We start from the raw sequence: 22572 nt of genomic DNA, 5'->3' as shown, positions 1-22572 counted from the left end.
CGCTGGGCCTAATGCATTCGGCCCCTCACCCGGCTCCGCTTCGCTCGGCCGACCTCTCCTCGAGGGGAGAGGAGTTTGGCGGCGCTCGCGCCAGTCTCTTCTCCCCTTGGGGAGAAGGTGGCCGCGAAGCGGCCGGATGAGAGGGCTGCGTCGTTGGAGAAGGTGCGCTGCGCCAGCGCACCTTCTCAGATGTCATCACGCCGGGGTCATCAGCGCCGGCAGCAGCGCGCCGGATACATGCTGCACGACATTGACTTTCTTCGAATGCACGATCGGCTGCGCGTACTGCATCAGCGGCAGCACATAGGCCTGCTCGGCGATGTATTTGTCGACGGCCTTCCAGCCGGCGATGCGCTTGGCCTCGTCCTTTTCGCCCCACAGCGGATTGATCATGTCGATCAGGTCCTGACTGTCCCACACCGAATGCGGGCTCGGCCCGTACATGGCAAAGCCGGTCGAGGTGGTCGGATCGCCGATCGCATTGCCCCAATTGTAGAAGGCGGCCGGCGCCAGCTTGTCGGCGGCGCGCAGCTCGTAATGCTTGGCGATCTCGTAGACCTCGATATTGGCCTCGATGCCGACCTTGCGCCACATGCCGACGATCGCCTGGATCATCTCATAGTCCTTGGGCTTGAAGCCTTTCGTCGTCTGTATCGTGAACTTGACCGGCTTCTTCGGCGAATAGCCTGAAGCGGCGAGCAGTTCCTTGGCCTTTTTCGGATTGTGCTCGACCTTGATCGACGCATCGTAGGCCGTGTATTCCGGCGTCTCCAGCGTGGCGATCGGCTGGCCGTAGCCGCGCAGCAGCCGCTTGACCAAGAGCTCCTTGTCCACCGCCATCACGGCCGCCTGGCGGACGTTCTTGTCGAGCATCGCCTCGATGTCGTTGAAGAAGATCATGCCGATGTCGGAGACGTTCTTGATCGAGCCGGCAAGCCCGTCTTTGCCGATCAGCCGGTCATATTCTTCATAGGGGATTTCAAGCGTCACCTGCGAGGAGCCGGACTCGACCTCGGCGACGCGGCTCGCCGCGTCGGTGACGAACTTGATCGTGACATTCTCGAAGGCCGGCTTGGTGCCCCAGTAATTCGGATTGGCCTTCAGCCGCAGGAAAGCGTTGCGCTCGAATTTGTCGACCATGTAGGGGCCGGTGCCGATCGGCGCCTTCTCGAAGCCTTCAGCGCCCACCTTCTCGTAATAGGCCTTCGGCATGATGTAGCCGGTCAGGAACGACATCCACTTGAAATAGACCGGGTCGAACTGCATCACGTCGCCGGTGATCTTGTTGCCGTCGACCTTGAAGTTGCCGACATTCTTCCAGACGAACTGGATCGGGTTGCCGGTCTTCTCGTCGCCCGCCCGCTGCAGCGACCAGACAACGTCCTCGGCCGTGAAGGGCGAGCCGTCATGCCATTTCACGCCGTCGCGCACCGTCATCATCACCTTGGTGCGATCGTCGTTCCAACCCCATTCGGTGAGCAGGCCGGGTGTGAAAGAGAGGTCCGGCTTCTGCGGGATGAACTGGTCGAACACCGACTGGTAGAGGCCTTGGATGGTCGGGTTCACCGCCGAAGGTCCGGTCGTCGGGTCCCAGGATGGCAGGTTGACGTTGTAGGCGATGGTGAGCTCGTCCGCCGCCTTGGCCGCCCTCGGCAGTCCGAGGGTCGCCGCGCCGATCGCTGCCGCGCCAAATCCAAGCAAATCGCGTCTGTTGATGGTCATGGTCGTTCCCCTTGTTGGTTGTCGGTTTTTGACTTTCATTGTCGCGCGGCGTTGTTCATTCGCAAGGTCTGGTGGGCAACCGCGCCTTGTCCATCCTGGATTTCTTCGGCTCAATTTCCTCCCAGCTGTTGCGCCAGCATGAAGCCGGATCCGGCGCCGGTGCCGGCGCCGGGCCATGTCGCGGCGCCGGTGAGGTAGAGATTGCCGACCGGCGTGTTCCAGCGCGCGAAGCCGCGCGCCGGACGGAACAGAAAATTCTGCGCCAAATGGTGGCTGCCGCAAATCTGGTCGCCGCCGACGAGGTTCGGATTCTCGCGCTCGAGGTCGAGCGGCGAGAAGATCGCGCGGCCGAGGATCTTCTGGCGCAAACAAGGCGCATAGCTCTCGATGATGTCGAGCACGCGCTCGGCATAGGCGTCCTTGACCGCGTCCCAGGAACCGGGCGCGATCTTGCCGGCGGCATCGCCAAGGATCTCCGCCGGCAGCATGCGCACCTGGACCCAGAGCACGTGCTTGCCCTCTGGCGCCCGCGACGGATCGACGGCAGTCGGCTGTCCGACGACGAGCACCGGCTGATCGGGCAAGGTGCCCGCCATTGCCTGCTGGTAGGTCCGCGACATGGCATCGAGCGACGGCGCCAAATGCACATAGGCGAAGTGGCGAAGCTCGGCGCCGGCGCTCCAGTCCGGCAGATCGTCCAGCGCCAGGTGGATCATCATTGTGCCCGGCGCATGGCGGAACTTTTTCATCGCGGCGTCGAACCCGGCATCGCCGGATCCCTCCGGCAGCAGCTTGCCAGTCAGCGCCTTGGGCGCGACGCCGGCAATGACGGCCTTGCTGGCGACATGGAAATCGCCGGAGGCGAGCCGCACGCCGGTCGCGCGGCCGCCGGCGACAGTGATCTCCGCCACCTCCGCGCCGGCCATGACCTTGCCGCCGGCGGCTTTGACCATGCCGACAAGCGCGCGGATGATGGTGTCGGCGCCGCCCTTGCCGAGCACCATGCCAAAACTTTGGTTGGCCATTGATTCCAGATAGGGGAACACGGCGCCGCCAGCGATGTCTGGGGCGAAGTCGAGATGCATGCCCCAGGCAGCGAGCGTGGTTTGCACATGCGGCGTCTCGAAATTGTCCTCGAGCCACGCGCGGGGTGAGGAGAGAAGCAGCCGGCCGGTCTCGAGTGCTCCGCCAATGCCTTTCTTGCGCCACAGGTTCCAGGCCGTGCCGGCCAGCGCCCGCGGGCTCATCGGCGATCCGAGCAGCCGGAACAGATGCTCCGCCTCGCCCGGGAAGGCGCCAACCAGCCGGCGCCATGTAGCGACATCGGCCGCGGAGAAGGCGGCGAGCCGCGCCGCGGTCTTTTCGAGATCGTTGCTGACGCCGAACCACTTCCCATCCGGGAAGGCGCTGGCGAAACAATCGGCGACTTGAGCGAATTCCAGCCCGTGACTTTTCAATTCATTTGCATATTTCCGGTGGAAGGCCGAGCCGGCGAACAGGCTCAGATTCATCGCGCCGAAATCGTGCCTGAACCCGGGAAGCGTGTATTCCGCGGTCCGGACCGCGCCGCCGATTGTTGCGCTGCGCTCGAAAACCGCGGTTTTCCAGCCCTTGAGCGACAGATGCGCGGCGCAGGCCAGACTGTTGTGGCCCGCCCCGACAAAGATGGCGTCGAACTCGCTCACGCCCTGCCCCAAAATGCTTTATGCTTAAAGATAATTGCAGATGCATATGTTTTCGTCTAGTAGGATATTAAGGGCCGCAACGAGCCTTGATGAGCACGGAACAACAGGGAACGAAGACAATGGACACGCAAAAACTCCTCGGCGAAGTCGCCGGCCAGCTGCTTTCGGGCGCCATCAGGGTGGTCGACCTGTCGGCGCCGCTCGGGCCCAACACGCCGCTGATCAAGCTGCCGCCGGAGCTCGCCGTCGACACGCCGAAGGTCGAGATCCACCCCATCTCCAAGTATGACAAGAACGGTCCGTGGTGGGCCTGGAACTGGCTGAAGCTCGGCGAGCATTCGGGCACGCATTTCGACGCGCCGCAGCACTGGATCACCGGCAAGGACTATCCGGATGGCGCCACCGACACCATTCCGGCGCAGAATTTCGTCGGCCCGGTCAACGTCATCGACTGCTCGAAGGAGGCCGCCGACGATCACGATTTCCTTCTCACCGTCGACCACATCAAAGCGTGGGAGGCCGAGCATGGCGCCATCAATGCCGGCGAATGGGTGGTGATGCGCACCGACTGGTACAAGCGCAACGGTTCGGAAGCCGAGTTCCTCAATGCCAATGAGACCGGCCCGCACACGCCCGGGCCGACGGCGGAAGCCATTCAGTTCCTGATCGGCAAGGACATCAAGGGCTGGGGCTCGGAGACGATCGGCACCGATGCCGGCAAGGCCGGCGGCATGGAGCCGCCATTCCCGGCGCACACGCTGATGCACAAAGCCAATCGTTATGGGCTGGCCAGCCTCTGCAACCTCGACCAGCTGCCCCCGAAAGGCGCGATCCTGATCGCCGCCCCGCTCAAGATCGAGCACGGCACCGGCAGCCCGATCCGCGCGCTGGCGTTGGTGCCGGGCAAATAGGGCAAGGCGGGGTCTTCGGGAGAAGACATGCGCGCGGGCAGTGGAGTGAAGGAGAGGTCGAGGCGGTCGTCTTGGAGCGTCAGTGCTCTACGGCGCCCCCCTCTGTCCTGCCGGACATCTCCCCCACAAGGGGGGAGATTGCACGTCACCTCCGCTTTCGCCAATCTCCGACGTCGCAGGATTGAGCAGGACGCCGAAACTGCCAATCTCCCCCCAAGTGGGGGAGATGTCCGGCAGGACAGAGGGGGGCGCGAAGGAACGCGGCTTAGCCCGATTGGCCTCCCGTCACCCCGGAGCCGCCCCCAATGACCGCTGCCGATCACATCATCGTCGGCAGCGGCATCAACGCCCTGGTCTGCGCGGCGATGCTTGGCGCCAAGGGCGCCAAAGTGCTCGTGCTCGAGCGCAACGATCGCATCGGCGGCTGCATGCGCACCGACGAGATCACGGCGCCCGGCTTTGTCCATGACGTGATGGCGACGACCTTCGTGCTGTTCATCACCTCGCCTGCCTATGCCGCGCTCGGCAAGGACCTTGCGCGGCACGGGCTTGAATTCTGCTACACGACCACACCCACCGGCGTGCTGCGGCCCGACGGCAGCCATGCCGTGCTCACCACCGACCGCACCGCCAACATCGCGGCGCTGAACGCAATTGCCTCCGGCGACGGCGACCGCCATGGCGGCGATGTCGGCGACATCGAACGCAACGCCGGACTGCTCTTCGGCCTGCTCGGCGGCACGCTCTGGTCCTATCCGACGACGAAGCTCATGGCCGGCGAGGCGTGGCGGCGCGGTCCGCGCGAGCTTGCCGCCGTCCTGGGCGAGGCGCTGGTGCCGGCGCGCGGCTGGCTGGAGACGGCCTACAAATCCGATACCGTCCGCGCGCTCTGGGCGCCGTGGGTGCTGCATGCCGGGCTCGGGCCGGAAGACGCCTTCTCCGGCCAGATCGCCAAGGTCATCGCCTTCGCGCTGGAGGCGGCAGGCGCGCCGATCGTCAAGGGCGGGGCGAAGAACCTGCTCGCCGCCTTCGAGGCATTGATCAAGGAGCGCGGCGGCGAAATCCGCGTCAACGCCGATGTCGCCTCGATCGTCCAGGCCGGCGGCCGTGCCACCGGCGTCCGGCTCGCCTCCGGCGAGACACTAACGGCGGCAAAGGGCATCATCTGCTCGGTCACGCCGACGCAGCTCTATGGCCGCCTGCTCGGCAACGATGCGCCAGAAACCGCCGCGAAAGCCATGCGTGACTACCGCTATGGCAAGGGCAACTTCCAGATCCACTACGCGCTGAACAAGCCGCCGGCCTGGCGCGGCGAGGGTCTCGACAAGGTGGCGCTGCTGCATCTGACGCCGGGGCTCGATGGTGTGTCGAAAGCCTGCAACGAGGCGGTGCGCGGCCTCTTGCCGGAAGTGCCGACCATCTGCGTCGGCCAGCCCCACGCGCTCGACCCGTCGCGCTGTCCGGAGGGCAAGGCAATCCTGTGGCTGCAGCTTCCGGAAGCGCCGCGCCACATCAAGGGCGATGCCGCCGGCAAGCTCGAGACTCCAGCCGATGGCCGCTGGAACGAGGGGCTGCGCGAGGCCTATGCCGACCGCGTCGAGGCGATCCTCGCCAAGCACGTCCATGGTTTTCGCGACACCATCATCGCGCGCCGCGCCTATTCGCCGGCCGATCTGGACGCGATGAACATCAACCTTGTCGGCGGCGATCCCTATGGCGGCTCGTCCACCATCGACCAGTCCTTCCTGTGGCGACCGTTCAAGGCAAGCCGCAATCACGAGACGGGTATCAATGGCCTCTATCACATCGGCGCCTCGACCCATCCCGGCGCAGGCCTCGGCGGCGGCTCGGGCTTCCTGCTGGCGGGGAGGCTCTGATGGAACAGAAGCTTCCGGAAAGGCGCCAGCGCATCTCGACCCTCGGCCAGATCGGCCTGCAGCAATTCGCGCCCTATCTGATGAACCGCATCATGGGCCGCTACAACGCCACCCTGCGAGAAGACTTTCGCAAGCAGGGCCTGACCATTCCGCAGGTGCGCACGCTGGCCGTGCTCTCGGTCACCGACGGCATCACCGTCAATGACCTCTCGGTCTATACGGTGATCGAGCAGTCGACCTTGAGCCGCACGCTCGACGCGCTGGAAGGCCAGGGCCTCGTGCGGCGCGAGCAGGGCGTCGCCGACAGCCGCTTCCGCCATGTGTTCCTGACCGATGACGGCCGGGCGCTTTTCACCCGCGCCTGGCCGGCCATGCATGATGCCTTCGAAGCGATGTTCGACGGCGTCGACGATGCCGAATATGCCGCGCTGATCGCGATTCTGCAGAAGATGCTGAAGAACATCCGCAAGCACGACATTTGAGTTTGACGTACGCGCCGCCGTCCGATGGCGGTAACGGAAGGAGGCAGAGATGGCCGAACGGTCTTTTGCCAAGGAAGTCGAAAAGCTGAGGTTGGGGGCCGGCCAGGAATTTTCCGGCGAAGGCATCCTCGCCATCACCAAGGCGCTGCTGCAATGCGGCGTCGGCTATGTCGGCGGCTACCAGGGCGCGCCGATCAGCCATCTGATGGATGTGCTCGCCGACGCGCAGGACATTCTGGGCGAGCTCGGCGTGCACTTCGAGGCGAGCGCCTCGGAAGCGACCGCCACTGCCATGCTGGCCGCATCCGTGCACTACCCGATCCGCGGTGCCGCCACCTTCAAGTCGACGGTGGGCACCAATGTCGCCTCCGATGCGCTGGCGAACCTCGCGTCCGGCGGCGTCACCGGCGGCGCGCTGATCATCGTCGGCGAGGACTATGGCGAGGGCTCCTCCATCATGCAGGAGCGCAGCCATGCCTTCGCCATGAAGAGCCAGGTCTGGCTGCTCGATCCGCGCCCGAACCTGCCCTCGATCGTTAAGGCGGTCGAGGATGGCTTCGAGCTGTCGGAGGCCTCCAACACGCCGGTCATGCTGCAGGTGCGCATCCGCTGCTGCCACGTCCATGGCCACTTCATCGCCAAGGACAACAAGCGGCCGCCAATGTCGGTTGCCGATGCGCTGTCGGCCCCGCGCCGCGACACCGGCCGCATCGTGCTGCCTCCTGCCTCCTTCCTGCACGAGAAGGAAAAGGTCGCCAAGCGCTGGCCGGCTGCGGTGAACTTCGTCCGCGAACGCAAGATCAACGAGATCTTCGGCCCGGACAATGGCTCGATCGGCATCGTCATGCAGGGCGGCATGTATAACTCCGTCGTCCGCGCGCTGCAGCGGCTCGGCCTTGCCGACACCTATGGCGACACCGACGTGCCGCTCTATGTGCTGAACGCCGTCTATCCTCTCATCGATGACGAGTTCCTTTCCTTCTGCGAGGGCAAGCAGGCGGTGCTGGTCGTCGAGGAAGGCCAGCCCAACTATATCGAGCAGGCCTTGGCCGCGATGCTGCACAAGGCCGGGCGCGGCACCAAGCTGGTCGGCAAGGAGCATCTGCCGATGGCCGGCGAATATACCGGGCAGGTGATGCTGGACGGTATCGGCTCCTTCCTGCGTGCCTATGCTCCGCATCTGCTGCCCGGCGAGGTTCGCGCGCCGAACAAGCTGGGCGAGGGCGTCGACACGGCCGATCTCATCAATGTCGTTCCCGGACGCCCGCCGGGCTTCTGCGTCGGCTGTCCGGAGCGGCCGATCTTCGCAGCCACCAAGCTGGTCGAGCAGGAGCTTGGCAAGCACCACATCGCTTCCGACATCGGCTGTCACCTGTTCTCGATCATGCCGCCCTTCGAGCTCGGCGCCACCACCATGGGCTACGGCCTCGGGCCGGCCTCAGCTTCCGCCTTCAATTCGCCGGAAGCGAAACGCCGCTCGATCTCCTTCGTCGGCGACGGCGGCTTCTGGCACAACGGCCTGACCTCCTCGATCGGCAACGCCGTCTTCAACAAGAATGACGGCGTCATCGTCATCGTCGACAATTTCTACTCGGCCGCCACCGGCGGCCAGGACATCCTGTCCTCGCGAGCCTCGAACCGCACCAAGTCCACGAAACATCCGATCACCGAAGCGGTAAAAGGAATGGGCGTCAAATGGCTGCGCCACATCGACCGCACCTATGATGTCGGCAAGATGCGCGACACGCTGCGCGAGGCGCTGACCACCGAGGAGAAGGGGCCGAAGGTCATCGTCGCCTCGTCCGAATGCATGCTGAACCGCCAGCGCCGCGAGAGGCCGCTGGTCGACAAGGCGGTCAAGGGCGGCGAGCGGGTGGTCAAGCCGAAATTCGGCGTCGACGAGGACGTCTGCACCGGCGATCACGCCTGCATGCGGCTCTCCGGCTGTCCGTCGCTCTCGGTGAAGTCGCTCGACGATCCGCTGCGCGACGATCCGGTCGCCTCGATCGACCAGAACTGCGTCGGCTGCGGCAATTGCGGCGAGGTGGCGGATGCGGCCGTGCTCTGCCCCTCCTTCTACCGCGCCGATGTCGTCCACAATCCGAGCCGCTGGGACCGCTTCCTGGAAAGCGCGCGCCGCGCCGTGATCGGCCGTTTGCAGCGCCGCCGCGAGCGCCGCCGTTTGATGTTCGCCGATGCTTGAGCAGGCTTCACCGCTGCGCCCGAAGGCGGGCGCCTCTGATGACGAGCGGGTGATAAAACTCGCCGTGCTTGCCGTCGGCGGCCAGGGCGGCGGCGTGCTCGCCGATTGGATCACCGACGTCGCCGAGCGCAGCGGCTACATTGCGCAATCGACTTCGGTGGCGGGCGTCGCCCAGCGCACGGGGGCGACGATCTATTACATCGAGATGGCCCGCGACACCGGCCGGCTGCCGGTCTTCGCGCTGTCGCCCTCGCAGGGCGATGTCGACATATTGATAGCCGCCGAGCTGATGGAAGCCGGCCGCGCCATCATCCGCGGTTTCGTCTCGCCTGGGCGAACCACGCTGATCGCCTCCTCGCACCGTATCGCCGCCGTCTCGGAAAAGATCGAGCCGGGCGACGGCCGCGCCTCGTCGGAAAAGGTGCATGCGACGGCCGAGGCGGCGGCGAAGCGCTTCATCGCCTTCGACATGGAAAAGATCGCCGCCGAGCACGGCACGATGATCTCGGCCAGCCTGCTCGGGGCGCTGGCCGGTTCCGACGCGCTGCCCTTCCCGCGCGACAACTACGAGCAGGCGATCGGCGCCGGTGGCCGTGGCGTGAAGGCCAGCCTTGCCGCCTTCGGCACCGCCTATGACCGGGCGCGCGGCATCGCGGTCGCGATAGCCGGGGATGAGGCGACCGGGAAGCCTGCTGCTCCCGACACCGCATCAACGGCGAAGGTCAGTGGTCCCGAAACCCTGCTGACGGGCTGGCAGGAACTCGCCGCCCGTGTCGCGGCGCTACCGGAACCGCTGCGCGACATGGCTGAACGCGGCCTGAAGAAGGTCGTCGATTACCAGGACATCGCCTATGGCGGCGAATATCTCGACCGGCTGGACAAGGCCGTCGCGCTGGACAATGCGGAGCGTGGCCATGCGCTGTCGGTCGCGGCGGCGAAACATCTGGCCAACGCCATGTGCTACGACGACATGATCCGCGTCGCCGACCTCAAGACGCGTTCGACCCGCGATAGGCGCGTGCGCAAGGAAGTCGGTGTCAGGGAAGGCTTGGTCCTGCAGGTCACCGAATATTTCCATCCCCGCATCGAAGAATTCTGCGGCACGCTGCCGGTAGCAATCGGCAGTTACATCGAGAACCGCCCGAGGCTCGCCGCCTTCCTCGACCGCCGCATCAATCGCGGCCGCCACATCCGCACCGACAGTTTTTCCGGCTTCGCCATGCTGTGGTTCATCGGCGGCCTGCGCCGCTGGCGCCGCCGCCTGCTGCGCCACAAGGTCGAGGTCGAGCATCTGCAGCGCTGGTACCAACTGGCGCTTGCCCATGCGCGCGAAAACTACGCGCTCGGGGTGGAGATCCTGAACTGCCGCCGGCTGATCAAGGGCTACAGCGACACCCACGCCCGTGGACAATCGAAATTCGACCGCGTGCTCTCGGCGCTCCCGATGCTCAAGGGCCGTGAAGACGCCGCCGACTGGATCCGCCGCCTGCGCGAAGCAGCGCTCAAGGACGAAAGGGGCGACATGCTCGACGGCGCGCTGAAGACCGTGGCGACGCTCAACGACGCCGCCCGATAACGAGGATGTGATCTATCCCCTCCGACGGATTTCGACCCTGTCGTCCGTTTCACGGCGGTAGGGATGAATCACGGAGACGAACTTTATGCTCACGAAATATTTTCTACCGTTCGCATTGGCTGCCGGCACTTTGATGCTCTCCGCCGGCGCGCAGGCCATGCCGATGGCAAAGCCCAGCGCTGCGCCGCTGCCGATCGAGACGGTCGGCTGGCGCTGCGGTCCGGGTTGGCACGTGAACCACTGGGGCAGATGCGTGCCGAACGGTCGCCGGTTCATCCGGCCCGTGCGCCACTGGCATCCCGGTTTCCGGTATCACCACCGCTGGCACCCCGGCTATTGGAGCTGGTGATCGGTTTGAAGGGCGCTCGTGCCGGAAAGGCGCGGGCGCTTTTGTTGAGTTTCCGATGTGAGGGATTCATGTCGGTGGGCTTTCGAATACGGTCCTGATTGGTCAAAGCCCCTCAGCTTCGTCATCCACGGGCGGAGCGGGAGCGAAGCGGACGCGGAGACCCGAGGATCCATTCCGTTACCTCGATCGTAGAAGCCAGCGGAGCAGAATTCTGCACCGTGGCAACGCCCCAACGTCACGGAATGGCAACTGTGTTCACGCAAATGCAGTCTTGTCGCGAATGATGGCATTGAGGACGACGGATCCTATGGTCTGCGCGCGTCGCTTCGCTCCTTGCTTCGCCATAGGATGACGACCTGACAAGCGCCTTGGCGAATCTCCACATTATCCAATGCAGGCACGATCCGCATTGAAGACTCACGCCACCAAATCCCGCATCGGCTTCACCGACGCTGACTCCGGGAACACCTTGTCGCCGAGCACGGCGGCGGAGAGCCCGAACTGCTCGGCAAGCAACCCCTTCAGCACCGCGCGCACATCGCTGGTTGGCGCGAGGTCGCGGCCTTGATAGAGCTGAGCCGGCTTCAGCCCCGGCCAGTCGGCGATGACGCGGCCGCCCTTGATCGCGCCGCCGGCGAGCAGAACCACCGTTCCGGTGCCGTGATCGGTGCCGACGGTGCCGTTGACGCGGGCGGTGCGCCCGAATTCGGTGATGGCGACGATCGCCGTGTCTTTCCAGCGCTCGCCGAGCCCTTTCTCGAATTCCTCGAAGGCGCCATCGAGGCCGCCGAGCAGGTTGGCGAGCCGCCCCGTGGCGCCGCCTTCGTTGACATGCGTGTCCCAGCCGTCGAAGGCCAGCGCCGCAATGCGCGGCCCGTCGTCGGCCGCCATCAGTTTCGCCGCGCCTTGCGCGGATTGGCGCATGCCGGCGGCATTGTCGAGGCCGCCTCGGGGTTTCATCATGCTCAAATCGAGCTCGTCGCTCATCGCCATCCGGTCGGCGTCGAGCCCCTTCTGCAGCGCCGCCGCCAGCACCGGGTCGCGATGGTTGTAGAGGTCGAGCACACGCTCCGCCAGCGCATCGGCGGGCGTCGGCAAAGCCTGCGGCGCCCAGCCGAGCACGGGTGCTGCGCCACGGATCACCAGCGGCGTCGACGGGCCGACCGCCAGCCCGCCGGTCTTCGCTACCCGGTCACCTGCCGGGAGGCTGGCAAGCGCCCGGTTTAGCCAGCCGGTTGTGGCGTTGCCAGGGCCCGGCAGGCCGCTCTCCAGCACGTCCTGGCCATCGAAATGCGAGCGGTCGCGGTAGCCGGTCGCGGCCGCGTGCACCGCAGCCGCCTGACCTGCCTTGAACAGCCGCGCGAACGCCGGCATCGCGGGATTGATCGCGAAGAAGCCGTCGAGCGGCAGCGCCGCATTGGCGCCCGAGAGCGAAAGCGCGATGTCGCCATGCAGGCCGGCATAGTCGGGGTCACCGAGCGGGCCGATCGTCGACAGCCCATCCAGCGCGCCGCGCAACACGATGACGATCAGGCGCGGATCGCGCTGGTCGGCCGCGCGGGCGAAGCGCGGCAGATAGGCCCAGGCAAACAGCGCGCCGCCTGTCATCAGCACGGCGCGCCGAGATGGATTCGGCGTTTCACAAAGAAGGCTCATGCCGCTTCTCCATTGCTGTTCACCGGCGTTGGAATTCCGGCGCCATCAGCAGCAGGGCCAGGCCTTGCTGTCTGGATTCGGCGCGCGCGATCGCTTGGCGCGTCTCGGCCGAGGCGGAGGCGCCGATCACGGTGGAAAGCATGTCATCGGGATTGCCGATGTCGCTCGCCTGGCGAGCCGCTTGCCAGGCGATGTCGAGGCGGGTCCTGAGGCCTTCGGCGGACGCCCAGCTATCCGTCCGGTCGGAAAAGCCGTTCGGCCCGGGCGGTTGCCAGAGCGGCTCGCCCAGCGCCCTTAGCCAGCGCAGCGTTCGTTGCGGCTCTTTCCCGCTGGTGGGGCCGATCGCCCGGCGGACCGCCACGGCATAGTCGAACGGCGAGCGCAATTTTGTCAGCGGCATCGACCAGGCTTCAGGCAGATCGACCAGGGCAAGCGCCAGCGCGCGCAGGTCGCCATCCGTCTTGGTGAAGATCTCGGCAAGGCGGTCGACCGCAGCCGCGGGCGGATCGTCGGCAATGAAATGGCGGGCAAGCTTGCTAGCGATGTGGCGCGCGGTCGCCGGCTGGCGGGCGATGTCGTTGAGCGCGGCCTCGGCCTGGTCCATGCCGCCGGCCGGGTAGGTCTTGCCGAGCAGCACCGCCTCGCCGGGCTGATGCGCATTGGCGTCGAACACAAATGTGCCGGGCTCGCCCAGGCGGCCCTTCCGTCCGGCCATCGTCCAGCCGGTGAGCGCTCCCGCGAAACTCGTGACATCCGCCTGGCTATAGCCGCCGTCGACGCCGAGTGTGTGCAATTCCAGGATCTCGCGGGCGAGGTTCTCGTTGAGGCCGCGGCCGCGCCTTTTTCCGGCGCGCGAATCCGGTCCGATCGATTGCTGGTTGTCGAGGTAGAACAGCATCGCCGGGTGATGCTCGACGGCCAGCAGCATGTCGGCGAAGCGGCCGAGCACGAAGGGGCGGACGGCCTCGCGCTCGAAAGCGCCGGCGCAAGCCCGCACGAGTTGGCCCTTGGCGGTCGAGACGCAGAAATGGTTCGACCAGAAACCGACCAGTCTTTCGACAAAGCCGGGTGCGGCAGTGAGCGCCTTGTCGAAACGGGCTTGGGCTTCATCCCGATAGATATCGGCCTCGACCGGCGGCACGCCCGACTTGCTTTTTGCCTCGGTTGAGCCGTCCGAAGTGTCTGCCGCAGGCTGCATGGCGGGCGCCGGCTTCTCGTCCCGCGATGCCTTGCGCTCCGCGGCGGCGGCCATGCTGGCCTGGATCGCGGCGGTGCTGTCCAACAAGCCGGCATTCTTTGGATCGTCGGCCGAGACAAGCGCGACATCCAACTGCTTGAGCTCGGCGTTCAGATAACCGCGCGCATCGGCCGCGATCTTTTCGAGATCGTCACCAGGTTTGGCGCCAAGCCCGAAGCGGTTGAGCGCGACCAAGGCTGGATCGGGCGGAACGGCATTTGAAACGGATAGAGCCAACACAGCCTCCGTCGCGGACCGACGCAGGTCGCGTCGGCGGTATCCAAGGTCGAAAGCCTCAGCCGGAGTCGGCTTGATGAGGCCGGCCGGCGGCTCACCAGCGGCGCCAGTAACGATCGCCGTGCCACGGATGCCAGGCCGGGCCGATATAGACGCTTGGGCCACCCCAGTAATAATAGCCCGGATAGATCACGCGGCGGTTGGGCACGCAGCGACCCCACCGGTTGGGGTGCCAGCCGGGGCCGCAGCCCCAGGCCACGTGCTCGACAATCGCAGGCGCCGCAACCGGCGCGATCGGCATTGCCGAGGCGGCACTTGCCGCGGCCGTCCCGCCGATGGCAAGCGCAGCCGCAACAGAATATTTCGTCAGACCGTTCATGGGATGCTCCGAAGTTTCTCCAGGTTGATACCGGCCATGCCGCGTTCGCGTGGCGGCAGGCGTGTCCCTTCGTTTCCTTGAACGGAGATGGTCGGCGCTTTCCGTCGCTGCCTACGGCGTATTTTTTGTCGGGATCGGCCGCTGCCTGCCGACATGGCGCAGCAGGGCGTCGGCCAGCAGCTTACGGTCCTCCAGCGAGCTCGACGCGGCGAATTCGACGATGCGCTGTTCCAGCCGGCTGCGGATGGTGGCATCGGCATTGCGCGCCCGTTCCAGGGCAGCGGCCAGAGCGTCGGCGTCGAGCGTCGGCTGCTGCAAGAGGTTGGCCGCCTCGCGCCGCGCCTGCTGTCCGTCGAGGATGACTGCGCGGGACTCGCGACGAACCTCGCGCAGCGCCTGGCGGAATACCTTGCGGTCGCCGGCGGGAAGCTGACCGCCGGCCGATTCCAGCGAATAGCCGCCTCCGGAACGGCCGATCAGCCAGCCTGCACCGCCGGCGACGGCACCGATCAGGAAGACGTTCAGCACCAGGGATGCCGCGAAAAGACGAGCGCTCATAGGTCCTCCGTGTCGGCGTCGGGACCGGCATCGCCGAACGACGTTGCGTTGGCATCCATCACATAATGGTCGGACGCGGCATCTGGAGTGACGACGGTGACCAGCGCCAGCCCGGCCAGGGCGCCGGCAAGGCCGACGCCGGCAAGCCCAAAGCCCAGCCACCAAAAACGGCGGCGGCGCCCCTGGCTGAGCTGCGTGGTGGCCCGTGCGACAATCTCGCCATGCAGCGTCCGGCTTGGGGCTTCGACGTGATGGCGGTCGAGGATGACATCGAGCCGGCGGGCGGTCGCTAAGATGGCGCGACCCTCTTCGCTCTCGGCAAACAGCGTGGCGGCAGCCTGCTCGGCCCGCGGCCAGCGATGCAGGGCGCTGCCATAGGCGTCCGCAAGTGCAGCGAAGCGTTGGGCGTTCATCGGCCCGTGGGCGGCCTTTCTTTCGTCAGCCATCTCGTTTCCCCTTCCACGGATTTGACGTGGCCACCCAAGTCCCAACCGCCGCCAGTTGCTCAGTCATCGCCATCTCCGATGAGCATGGCTTGCAGCGAGCGCCGGCCCCGCGCGAGCAGGCTTTCCAACGCATCGACGCTGACCTGCATGGCGCCGGCGGCCTCGATGTTGGACATCTCCTGATAATAGACGAGCACGATCGCCTCGCGCTGGCGCGGCGCGATGCGCTGCAGCGCTTGGCTGACGCGCCGGCCTTCGTCTCCGGCGTCGGGAAGCGGTGCCTCATCCGCCGCCTCCGGCAATTCGTCCGTCACCCATTCGCGGCGCCGCCGCAGCCGGTCGTAGCAGAGGTTGAGCGCCACCCGGTGGACCCAGGTGTCGAAACGCGCATGACCATGGCGCCAGCTCGAGGCATGACGCCAGATGCGCACGAAGGTCTCCTGGGCGACGTCCTCGGCCTCGGCGGAGTCGCCGAGCATGCGGGTGGCGAGCGAAAGCAGGCGCGGCAGCTTGCGCGCCACCATCGCCTGCACGGCGGCTTGATCGCCGGCACCGATGCGCCGTACCAGTTCCTCGTCCGGATCGGGGCCCATCAAGCGGGGCGCTCCCAATGATCATCGTGCTGCATAACCTCTCGGTCATTGCTCCTGATTGGGAGCGGTTTTGTGGCCCGGCCGTTCCTCGGCGCCCACCACGCCGTCGCCGTTCTTGTCGAGCCTGGCGAAGCGCTTGGCCAAGAAGGCGTCGAGCTCGGATTTGTCGACGAAGCCGTCCTTGTTGGGGTCCATCCGCGCGAAGGATTTGGCAGGATCGCCCTTGGCCTTGCGCTGGGTCTGGAACGCCGTCCACTCGGCGAGGCTGACCTTGCCGTCGCCGTCGGTGTCAGCCCGCATGGAAGCCTTTTCCCGGCGCGCCTCGAACTTTTCCAGCGTGATGCCGGGCCTAGCGGAGGCAGACACGCTTGGCGCTGGTTGCGCCGGCGCGGTGGCAGGCGTCGCTGTCTGGGCCGCCGCAGCGGCGGCCTGCAGGCCAAGGGCAACGACAAATATCGAACGGCGGATCATGCTCTCGTCTCCGGTTGCGCGCGGCCATTGGCGGCCACGCTTCAGCCGTTAAACGCGGCAACGGAGAAAATCCGTCGGTCGTTTCTGACGAGACGATGCGAACAACAGTCCGGCCGGAGCCGATCCTGAGAGTGAGCGAAATTATTTCCGTTCGTCGACCACCACCAACTGGTCCGGCTTGAAGCCGGCATGTTGCGGGGTCCAGACATCTCCGTCGCGGTTGAACCAGTGGCATAGATACGTGCCCGAGGCAGCGCCATCACTCACCGTCATCTCAGGGCCTCCGGATTTCAGCCTGACGACGTCACCGGTCTTGAAACTGTTGGGCATTTTGGCCTCCTTGCTAGAGGCCGGGAGTTTCCCACCAACAGCGATTCCCGACAATGGCCGAGATGCGCCGACAAAGCCCGAAGCGCACGTTCCGCTTTCGGCCCCTGTGCAAAGGAGGTCGTCTGGCCGCACTGTCCCCGCATCAGGGTATCGTTGCAGCCGCGACGATCACTCCGGCACGCCGGCGATGCCCAGCGCCTCGACGTAGCGCTCGGCGAACACCTTGTCCAGCCACGGGTTGATCTGTCTCTGCAGGGTAAGCGTGAAGGTCGGGAACGCCTCCATCAGCCGGCGCGCCGCGGCCTGCGCCTCCTCCAGCCGGTTGAGCTTGACCAGCGCCATGATCACCACGCGGTGCGAGGAGCCGTAGTTCGGCATCTCATGCAGCGCGCGTTCTCCCCATGCCAGCGCTTCCTCGTAGCGCTCGAGCATCAGATAGCTCATCCCGATGCCGGACAGCGCGATGCCTTTCTCGGGGTCGACCGGACTCAGCCGCATCGCCCTGTGAAAGTGCTCGATCGCCACGAGCGGGCGGCTGGAATGCGCGTTCACCCAGCCGCTGCCGGTATGGCCCTGCGCCGAATTGGGGTTGAGCAGCAGTGACCGTTCGATCGTGCCCAGCGCCATCTCGTATTCCTTCGCGCTGTAGGCAATCACCTGCGCCGCGAAGCGAAGGCTTGTGGGGTCGTCGCGCGCTTCCGCCAGCACCTCGCGCGCCATGCGCGCGGCGACTCGCACATCGTCGGGCTCGTGCCAGCACTGGCTCACGGATAGGCTGCGGATATAGGCGCCGAGTGCCTTAGCCAAAGTGAAGCCAGGGTCGATGCTGAGCGCCTCGTTGGTGAGCCGACGCACATCGGCAAAGCCTTCGCGCGTCATGCTGTAGAAGCGCGGCAGTGCGCGAAGGTAGAGGTCGTAGGCGCTCATGTACTCGGTCGGCTTCATGCGCGCCTGCTTGATCTCCTCCAGCCGGATGCTCGGCTCGACAGCGCCGACGACGCTCTCGGTCACCTTGTCCTGCAGGTCGAAGATGTCGCTCACGTCGCCTTCGAAACGGCCGGTCCAGACATGGTGTCCGCTGATCGCGTCGACCAACTGCCCGCTGATGCGCACCCGCGATCCGGCTCTGCGGATGCTCCCTTCGAGCACGTAGCGGACGCCCAGCTCGCGCCCGACCTGGCGCAGGTCCACCGCCCGGCCCTTGTAGGTGAAGGACGAGTTGCGGGCGATCACGAAGAAAGAGTTCACCCGGCTCAATCCCGTGATGATGTCCTCCACCAGCCCGTCGGCGAAGTATTCCTGGTCAGGGTCGCCGCTCATATTGGTGAAAGGCAGAACCGCGATCGAGGGCTTCTCGGGCAGGAGAGGCGGTGCAGCCACCGAGGCGCTGGCGTCGGTCTCGACGCGGTAGGCGCGAACAGGCCGCTCGATGTTCTTGAGGCGCAGGTTGCCGAGCGGCATGAAGCCGCAGTCGAGCTTGCCCTGCAGGTGGTCGTAGGCGGTGCCCGAGACGACCACGGTCCCGGGATCGGCGACGCTTTCGAGGCGGGCGGCGATGTTGACCCCGTCGCCATAGAGGTCGCCGTCCTCGTCGCAGACCACGTCGCCGAGATTGACGCCGATGCGCAAGCGAATCCGCTCTTCCTCTGGCGTCTCCGCCTCGTGTTCTGCCACAGCCTGCTGGATCGCCACCGCCGCTGTCACCGCATTAACGACGCTCGCGAATTCGCAGAGCATGCCGTCGCCCGTGAGCTTGACGATGCGCCCCTGGTTCTCGGATACCAGCGGTTCGAGGAGGTCCTTGCGGTAGGCCTTCAGCCGCTCGAGCGTGCCGCGCTCGTCGCGCTCCGTCAGGCGCGAATAGCCGACCACGTCGCAAGCCAGGATCGCTGCGAGGTGGCGCTGCGTGGTCATTGCACGGCTCAGCCAGGCGCCTGCACGCGGGCCGCCCCGCGTCCATGTCCTGCCAGCTTCCATACGCCTCACGTGCACGGTATCCATCTTTCCCAGTCTTCGCCCGTCGCTGGAACGGAAGGCAGCTTGACCTTGCCCCCACGAGATTTCGCTATCCAGCCTGCTAGGCGTGGAGCGTTCAGTCGCGCGCCAACAGCCAACCAACGACCCGCCCACGCAGCCTCTGGGGACACGCCACTTCCAGAAGGCCGGGGATGTTGCCTGCCCTGTGTAACCGGTTGACGCCACCGTGGCGGCGCTCTTGTATCGGCATCACACCGAATTCACGCTCGGAGGTGCTGAGGTCGGCAAGGCGCAATGCGGCCGCCCGACGCCGCAGTGTTTCCGCTTGAGGCGAATCTGGGTGGGTTTGTGGGTGAATCCAAATCCACCCAACAGGTATGGTATTGGAATGACACGCTTTTAGGAAAAGTTGGTGCCGCTTGCGTGACTCGAACACGCGACCCCATCATTACGAATGATGTGCTCTACCAACTGAGCTAAAGCGGCCCGGGAAGCCGCTGGGCTTCCAAGATGCGCCGGTTGATAGACTCAACCGCCAGCTAATTCAAGATGGCTGGCGGCGAAATCCTGCTCTCATGCGCGGCAATTCCGTCGCTTGCCGCCGCGCGATAGCCTCCGGCGCCCCGCCGGCGAGGCTTGCCGGCCCGCCGGCGGTCGGCGTCCGGTTCCGTTGCGGGCCGATCCGGCGGCGGCGACAAAAATGTTGATTCTTCAACAAAAAACGCCGAAATGGGCATTGGATGCGTCGGCAAGTCAGCCGGCCGCCCGTTGATTGACTGGTCGCCTGCGGCTCACGATCGATAACTGTGAGCGAACGCGCAGAGGGAGCTCGCTTGGACGCCATCGAGAAAGCGATCCGCAACGCCTTCGAGAAAGGCAATCCCGAGGACCGGGCGTTTCGCGAGAAGGTCTATCGCTCGGCCTTTGCCGCGCTCGATCGCGTGCTGCAGGCCAACCCGAATGTGACGGTGGAAGCCGCCATCAACCGCCGCAAGGCGGTGCAGGCCAAGATCACCGAGATCGAATCCGAATTCCTGCCGGCCGTCCAGGCCGTTCCTGACGTGACGCTTCCGCTGGACAGCGGTCCATTCGCCGGCAACGCCGCGCCGGGGCCCGCGCTCGACACGCCGAGCCAGTCTCCCGCGCCCTCCGTGGAAGCGCCGCAGGGTCCGACCCAGACCTCACCGTCGCCGTCGATCACAATCGACGGTCCGGTGCAGCCCGATGCATCGGACGCGCCGCGCTCGCGCGTGCTGCCCCGCGTGCCCGACATCATGCCGGACGAGGCGCTCCCGAACGCGCCGACGCTCGATGACTCTCCCGGAGCGTCCATCGGCAACGGCGCCGAAGTGGCGCCGGATCGCGATGAACGGCGTATCCGTGGCCGGCGTCTGCCGCTCACCGCCATATTCGTCGCGGCGACGCTGCTGGCGGCTGCCGGCATCGGCCTCTATTTCGCCAAGCAGACCGGCGTCTTCAAGACGGCGGCTGAACTGAACACCGGTCCGCCGGAGCCGACCCCGACGCTGGAAGACGAAGACTCCTCGCAGCCAGCCGACACCGGCTCGCCGCAAAAGCCCGGCGAGGCGGATCAGTCGAAGAACTGGATCAACGTCTTCTCGCCCAGCGATCCAACCCATGTCAGCACACCGTCCGATGCGGCCGCCGATGTCATGAAGGACGACACCGGTCAGTTCCTGCGCATCCGCTCCGGCGCATCCGGCTCGGCCATCGCCTTCGATGTCGGCCAGGGCGTGCTGGAAAAGCTCGCCGGCAAGCACGCAATGTTCGACATCATCGCCCGTTCGGAAGAAGGCAAGGAGACGCAGATCTCGGTCGACTGCAATTTCGGCGAGCTCGGCGATTGCGGTCGCAAGCGCTATGCCGTCGGCCACGAGCGCAACGAGTACCTGTTCGACGTGCAGTTCCCGACCAAGCACCCGGGTGCGGCCGGCACCATCGCCGTCAATTCCGACTTCGACAAGCAGGGCAAGTCCGTCGACATCTACGAGATCCGCGTATCGATCGCGGAGTGACCTCGGCATCGGCAGCGAGCGGTATCTGCCGGGGTGCGACCTTCTACCTCCCCTTGATGGTCCCTTGATGGGGAGGTTGGCGCGAAGCGCTGGGTGGGGTGAAGCGCCGGTGTTGGATACCTAGCTGTCGAGCAGCGCCTGCAGCGTCTCGATCCGGTCGGCTTCGGCGGCCGGTTTGTCCCAGCGTAGCCGTGAGATGCGGGGAAAACGCATCGCGACGCCCGATTTATGCCGCGTCGAGCGGTTGAGGCCTTCGAAAGCCACTTCCAGCACCAGCCCATTCTTGCGATCGGCGCGCACCGAGCGCACCGGCCCGAACCGCTCGATCGTATGGTCGCGGACATATTTGTCGATCTGCCGCAGCTCCTCGTCGGTGAAGCCGAAATAGGCCTTGCCGACCGGCACCAGCTCTTCCGATCCCTCTGGGCCGGACCAGACCCCGAATGTGTAGTCGGAATAGAAGCTCGAGCGCTTGCCGTGGCCGCGCTGCGCATACATCAGCACCGCGTCGATCGTGTGCGGATCGCGCTTCCACTTGAACCAGGGGCCTTTCGGCCGACCGGCAAGATAGGGCGAATCCCAGCGCTTCAGCATCACCCCTTCGATGATCGGATGCGGCGGCGCCTGGCGCAGCCGCTCCAGCGTCGCCCAATCCGAAAATTCGACCAGCGGCGAGAGGTCGAAACGGCTGGGATCGAGCGTCTCGACGAAGGCTCCGAGCCGGGTGCGGCGCTCGGCGAAGGGGAGGCTGCGCAAATCCTCGCCGTTGACCTGCAGCGCGTCGTAGCAGCGCATGAAGGCCGGATATTGCTGCTGGATTTTTGGCGACACGCTCTTGCGGTTCAGCCGCTGCTGCAGGTCGGAGAAGGTTCCGGTCGCCTCGCGCGGATCGCCCACCAGCAACTCGCCGTCGAGCGCCGCCTCGAAATCCATCGTCGCGGCGAGGTCCGGGAAGGCGCCTGAAACATCGTCGCCGGTGCGCGAATAGAGGCGACGGATGCCGCCCTCGCACACCGCCTGGACGCGGATGCCGTCCCACTTCCACTCCGCCGCATAATCAACGGGATCGAGCTTTTCCAAGTCGCCGTCGTCGACCGCATTGGACAGCATCACCGGCCGGAACAATGCGAGCGCGGCGCTCCTCGGTTTTTCCGCCCGGCCCTCCAGCCACGCGAACAGTTCGGTATAAGGCGCTGTCAGCCCATGCCAGAGCTCCTCGATCTCGACGACATCGACTTGGCCGAGATCGGCCAGCGCCTGCTTGGCAAGCCGCGCCGACACGCCGATGCGCAACCCGCCGGTAACCAGCTTGATGATGGCGAAGCGCGCAGAGATGCTGGCGCTGTCGAGCAGCCTGGCGAGCACCTGCGGCCCGTCGGAGCGGCTCGCCGCCTGCAGCTTGCCGACGACTTCGGCGAGCGTCGGCGCGTGGTGGCCGGCCGGCTGCGGCCAGACCAGCGACACCGTCTCGGCGAGGTCGCCGACATAGTCGTAGGAATAGCCGAACAGCACGGGGTCCATGCGCTCGACCACCAGCGCGCGGAGCATCGCCGGCTTCACCGCCGCGATCGACAGATCGCCGGTGATCGCCGCCAGCGCCAGCCCGCGATCGGGATCCTCGACGCTGCGGAAATAGTCGGTGAGCAGCGTCAGCTTGCCGTTGCGCGAAGGCGTCAGCACCAGCCGGTCGAGGAGCTCGGCGAAGCGGTTCATAACAATGACCGCGCCAATAGGCGAGGTTTGCGTTCTGTCGCGCCCCCCTCTGTCCTGTGTCCAGCCGATAGATGGGTAACACTTTGAACCGGATACATGGGTTACAGTTTTCCCCCTGAGTTGCTGTCCGCCGC

At 65.8% G+C, this 22572-nt stretch carries 19 protein-coding genes and 1 tRNA gene; 7 read left to right on the top strand and 13 right to left on the bottom strand.

The window, feature by feature from the left end; all coding sequences use genetic code 11:
* Positions 1–195 precede the first annotated feature (195 nt).
* A complete protein-coding gene (locus CK220_RS28400) occupies positions 196–1722 on the bottom strand; it encodes an ABC transporter substrate-binding protein (protein WP_095814695.1) in 1527 nt (508 codons plus the stop codon).
* A 110-nt stretch (positions 1723–1832) separates the two neighbouring features.
* On the bottom strand, positions 1833–3407 hold the full coding sequence (locus tag CK220_RS28395) for an NAD(P)/FAD-dependent oxidoreductase (protein ID WP_095814694.1): 1575 nt from the start codon (positions 3405–3407) through the stop codon (positions 1833–1835).
* Positions 3408–3526: 119 nt separating this feature from the next.
* On the opposite strand from CK220_RS28395, the gene CK220_RS28390 reads away from it, so the two are divergent.
* The 6 genes from CK220_RS28390 to CK220_RS28360 all read left to right on the top strand — a co-directional run bounded on the left by CK220_RS28390 (position 3527) and on the right by CK220_RS28360 (position 10805).
* Positions 3527–4318, top strand: coding sequence for a cyclase family protein (locus CK220_RS28390; protein ID WP_095814693.1), 792 nt, complete (start codon positions 3527–3529; stop codon positions 4316–4318).
* 305 nt (positions 4319–4623) lie between these two features.
* Complete coding sequence (locus CK220_RS28380; RefSeq protein WP_095814692.1) at positions 4624–6195, top strand: NAD(P)/FAD-dependent oxidoreductase; 1572 nt, start codon at positions 4624–4626, stop codon at positions 6193–6195.
* Entirely contained in the window at positions 6195–6677 is a 483-nt protein-coding gene (locus CK220_RS28375; protein WP_095814691.1) for a MarR family transcriptional regulator, read from the top strand. The genes CK220_RS28380 and CK220_RS28375 overlap by 1 nt, the downstream gene beginning before the upstream one ends.
* A gap of 49 nt (positions 6678–6726) precedes the next feature.
* Positions 6727–8880: an indolepyruvate ferredoxin oxidoreductase subunit alpha gene (locus CK220_RS28370; RefSeq protein WP_095814690.1), complete on the top strand. Its 2154-nt coding sequence runs from the start codon at positions 6727–6729 to the stop codon at positions 8878–8880.
* Positions 8873–10456: an indolepyruvate oxidoreductase subunit beta family protein gene (locus tag CK220_RS28365; RefSeq protein ID WP_095814689.1), complete on the top strand. Its 1584-nt coding sequence runs from the start codon at positions 8873–8875 to the stop codon at positions 10454–10456. The genes CK220_RS28370 and CK220_RS28365 overlap by 8 nt, the downstream gene beginning before the upstream one ends.
* An 85-nt stretch (positions 10457–10541) precedes the next feature.
* Positions 10542–10805 (top strand): hypothetical protein, encoded by a 264-nt coding sequence (locus CK220_RS28360; protein WP_095782357.1) that lies wholly within the window; start codon positions 10542–10544, stop codon positions 10803–10805.
* A gap of 417 nt (positions 10806–11222) precedes the next feature.
* Here the strand turns inward: CK220_RS28360 and CK220_RS28355 are convergent, their stop codons facing one another.
* From CK220_RS28355 to CK220_RS28310, 10 genes are all read right to left on the bottom strand, one after another.
* Positions 11223–12461, bottom strand: coding sequence for a DUF1501 domain-containing protein (locus CK220_RS28355; RefSeq protein ID WP_095814688.1), 1239 nt, complete (start codon positions 12459–12461; stop codon positions 11223–11225).
* A gap of 19 nt (positions 12462–12480) precedes the next feature.
* Positions 12481–13935 carry a DUF1800 family protein gene (locus tag CK220_RS28350; RefSeq protein ID WP_095814687.1) on the bottom strand — a complete coding sequence of 485 codons (1455 nt, stop codon included), beginning with the start codon at positions 13933–13935 and terminating at the stop codon, positions 12481–12483.
* Positions 13936–14029: 94 nt separating this feature from the next.
* The gene (locus tag CK220_RS28345) at positions 14030–14314 is read right to left on the bottom strand and encodes a hypothetical protein (RefSeq protein ID WP_095814686.1); all 285 of its coding nucleotides are present in this window, start codon (positions 14312–14314) and stop codon (positions 14030–14032) included.
* A gap of 111 nt (positions 14315–14425) precedes the next feature.
* On the bottom strand, positions 14426–14872 hold the full coding sequence (locus tag CK220_RS28340) for a periplasmic heavy metal sensor (protein WP_095814685.1): 447 nt from the start codon (positions 14870–14872) through the stop codon (positions 14426–14428).
* Positions 14869–15318 carry a hypothetical protein gene (locus CK220_RS28335; protein ID WP_245429428.1) on the bottom strand — a complete coding sequence of 150 codons (450 nt, stop codon included), beginning with the start codon at positions 15316–15318 and terminating at the stop codon, positions 14869–14871. Before CK220_RS28335 ends, CK220_RS28340 begins: the two co-directional genes overlap by 4 nt.
* Before the next feature lie 59 nt (positions 15319–15377).
* The gene (locus CK220_RS28330; RefSeq protein WP_095814684.1) at positions 15378–15911 is read right to left on the bottom strand and encodes an RNA polymerase sigma factor; all 534 of its coding nucleotides are present in this window, start codon (positions 15909–15911) and stop codon (positions 15378–15380) included.
* A gap of 45 nt (positions 15912–15956) precedes the next feature.
* Positions 15957–16382, bottom strand: a complete 426-nt coding sequence (locus CK220_RS28325) for an acid-shock protein (RefSeq protein WP_095814683.1) — start codon at positions 16380–16382, stop codon at positions 15957–15959.
* Between the two features lie 141 nt (positions 16383–16523).
* Positions 16524–16712 carry a DUF2158 domain-containing protein gene (locus CK220_RS28320; RefSeq protein WP_095814725.1) on the bottom strand — a complete coding sequence of 63 codons (189 nt, stop codon included), beginning with the start codon at positions 16710–16712 and terminating at the stop codon, positions 16524–16526.
* Between the two features lie 168 nt (positions 16713–16880).
* Positions 16881–18626, bottom strand: coding sequence for an adenylate/guanylate cyclase domain-containing protein (locus CK220_RS28315; protein ID WP_095814682.1), 1746 nt, complete (start codon positions 18624–18626; stop codon positions 16881–16883).
* Between the two features lie 473 nt (positions 18627–19099).
* Positions 19100–19175, bottom strand: a tRNA-Thr gene (locus CK220_RS28310).
* A gap of 347 nt (positions 19176–19522) precedes the next feature.
* Here CK220_RS28310 and CK220_RS28300 point away from each other — a divergent pair.
* Positions 19523–20725, top strand: a complete 1203-nt coding sequence (locus CK220_RS28300) for a hypothetical protein (protein WP_095814680.1) — start codon at positions 19523–19525, stop codon at positions 20723–20725.
* A 120-nt stretch (positions 20726–20845) separates the two neighbouring features.
* Here CK220_RS28300 and CK220_RS28295 read toward each other — a convergent pair whose 3' ends face one another.
* Positions 20846–22438 (bottom strand): cisplatin damage response ATP-dependent DNA ligase, encoded by a 1593-nt coding sequence (locus CK220_RS28295; RefSeq protein ID WP_095814679.1) that lies wholly within the window; start codon positions 22436–22438, stop codon positions 20846–20848.
* Positions 22439–22572: the final 134 nt, after the last annotated feature.

The sequence above is a fragment of the Mesorhizobium sp. WSM3860 genome, from assembly GCF_002294995.1.
Lineage (GTDB): Bacteria > Pseudomonadota > Alphaproteobacteria > Rhizobiales > Rhizobiaceae > Mesorhizobium.
Note: the sequence above shows the minus strand (reverse complement) of the source record. Positions and strands in the feature narration are given on the sequence as shown.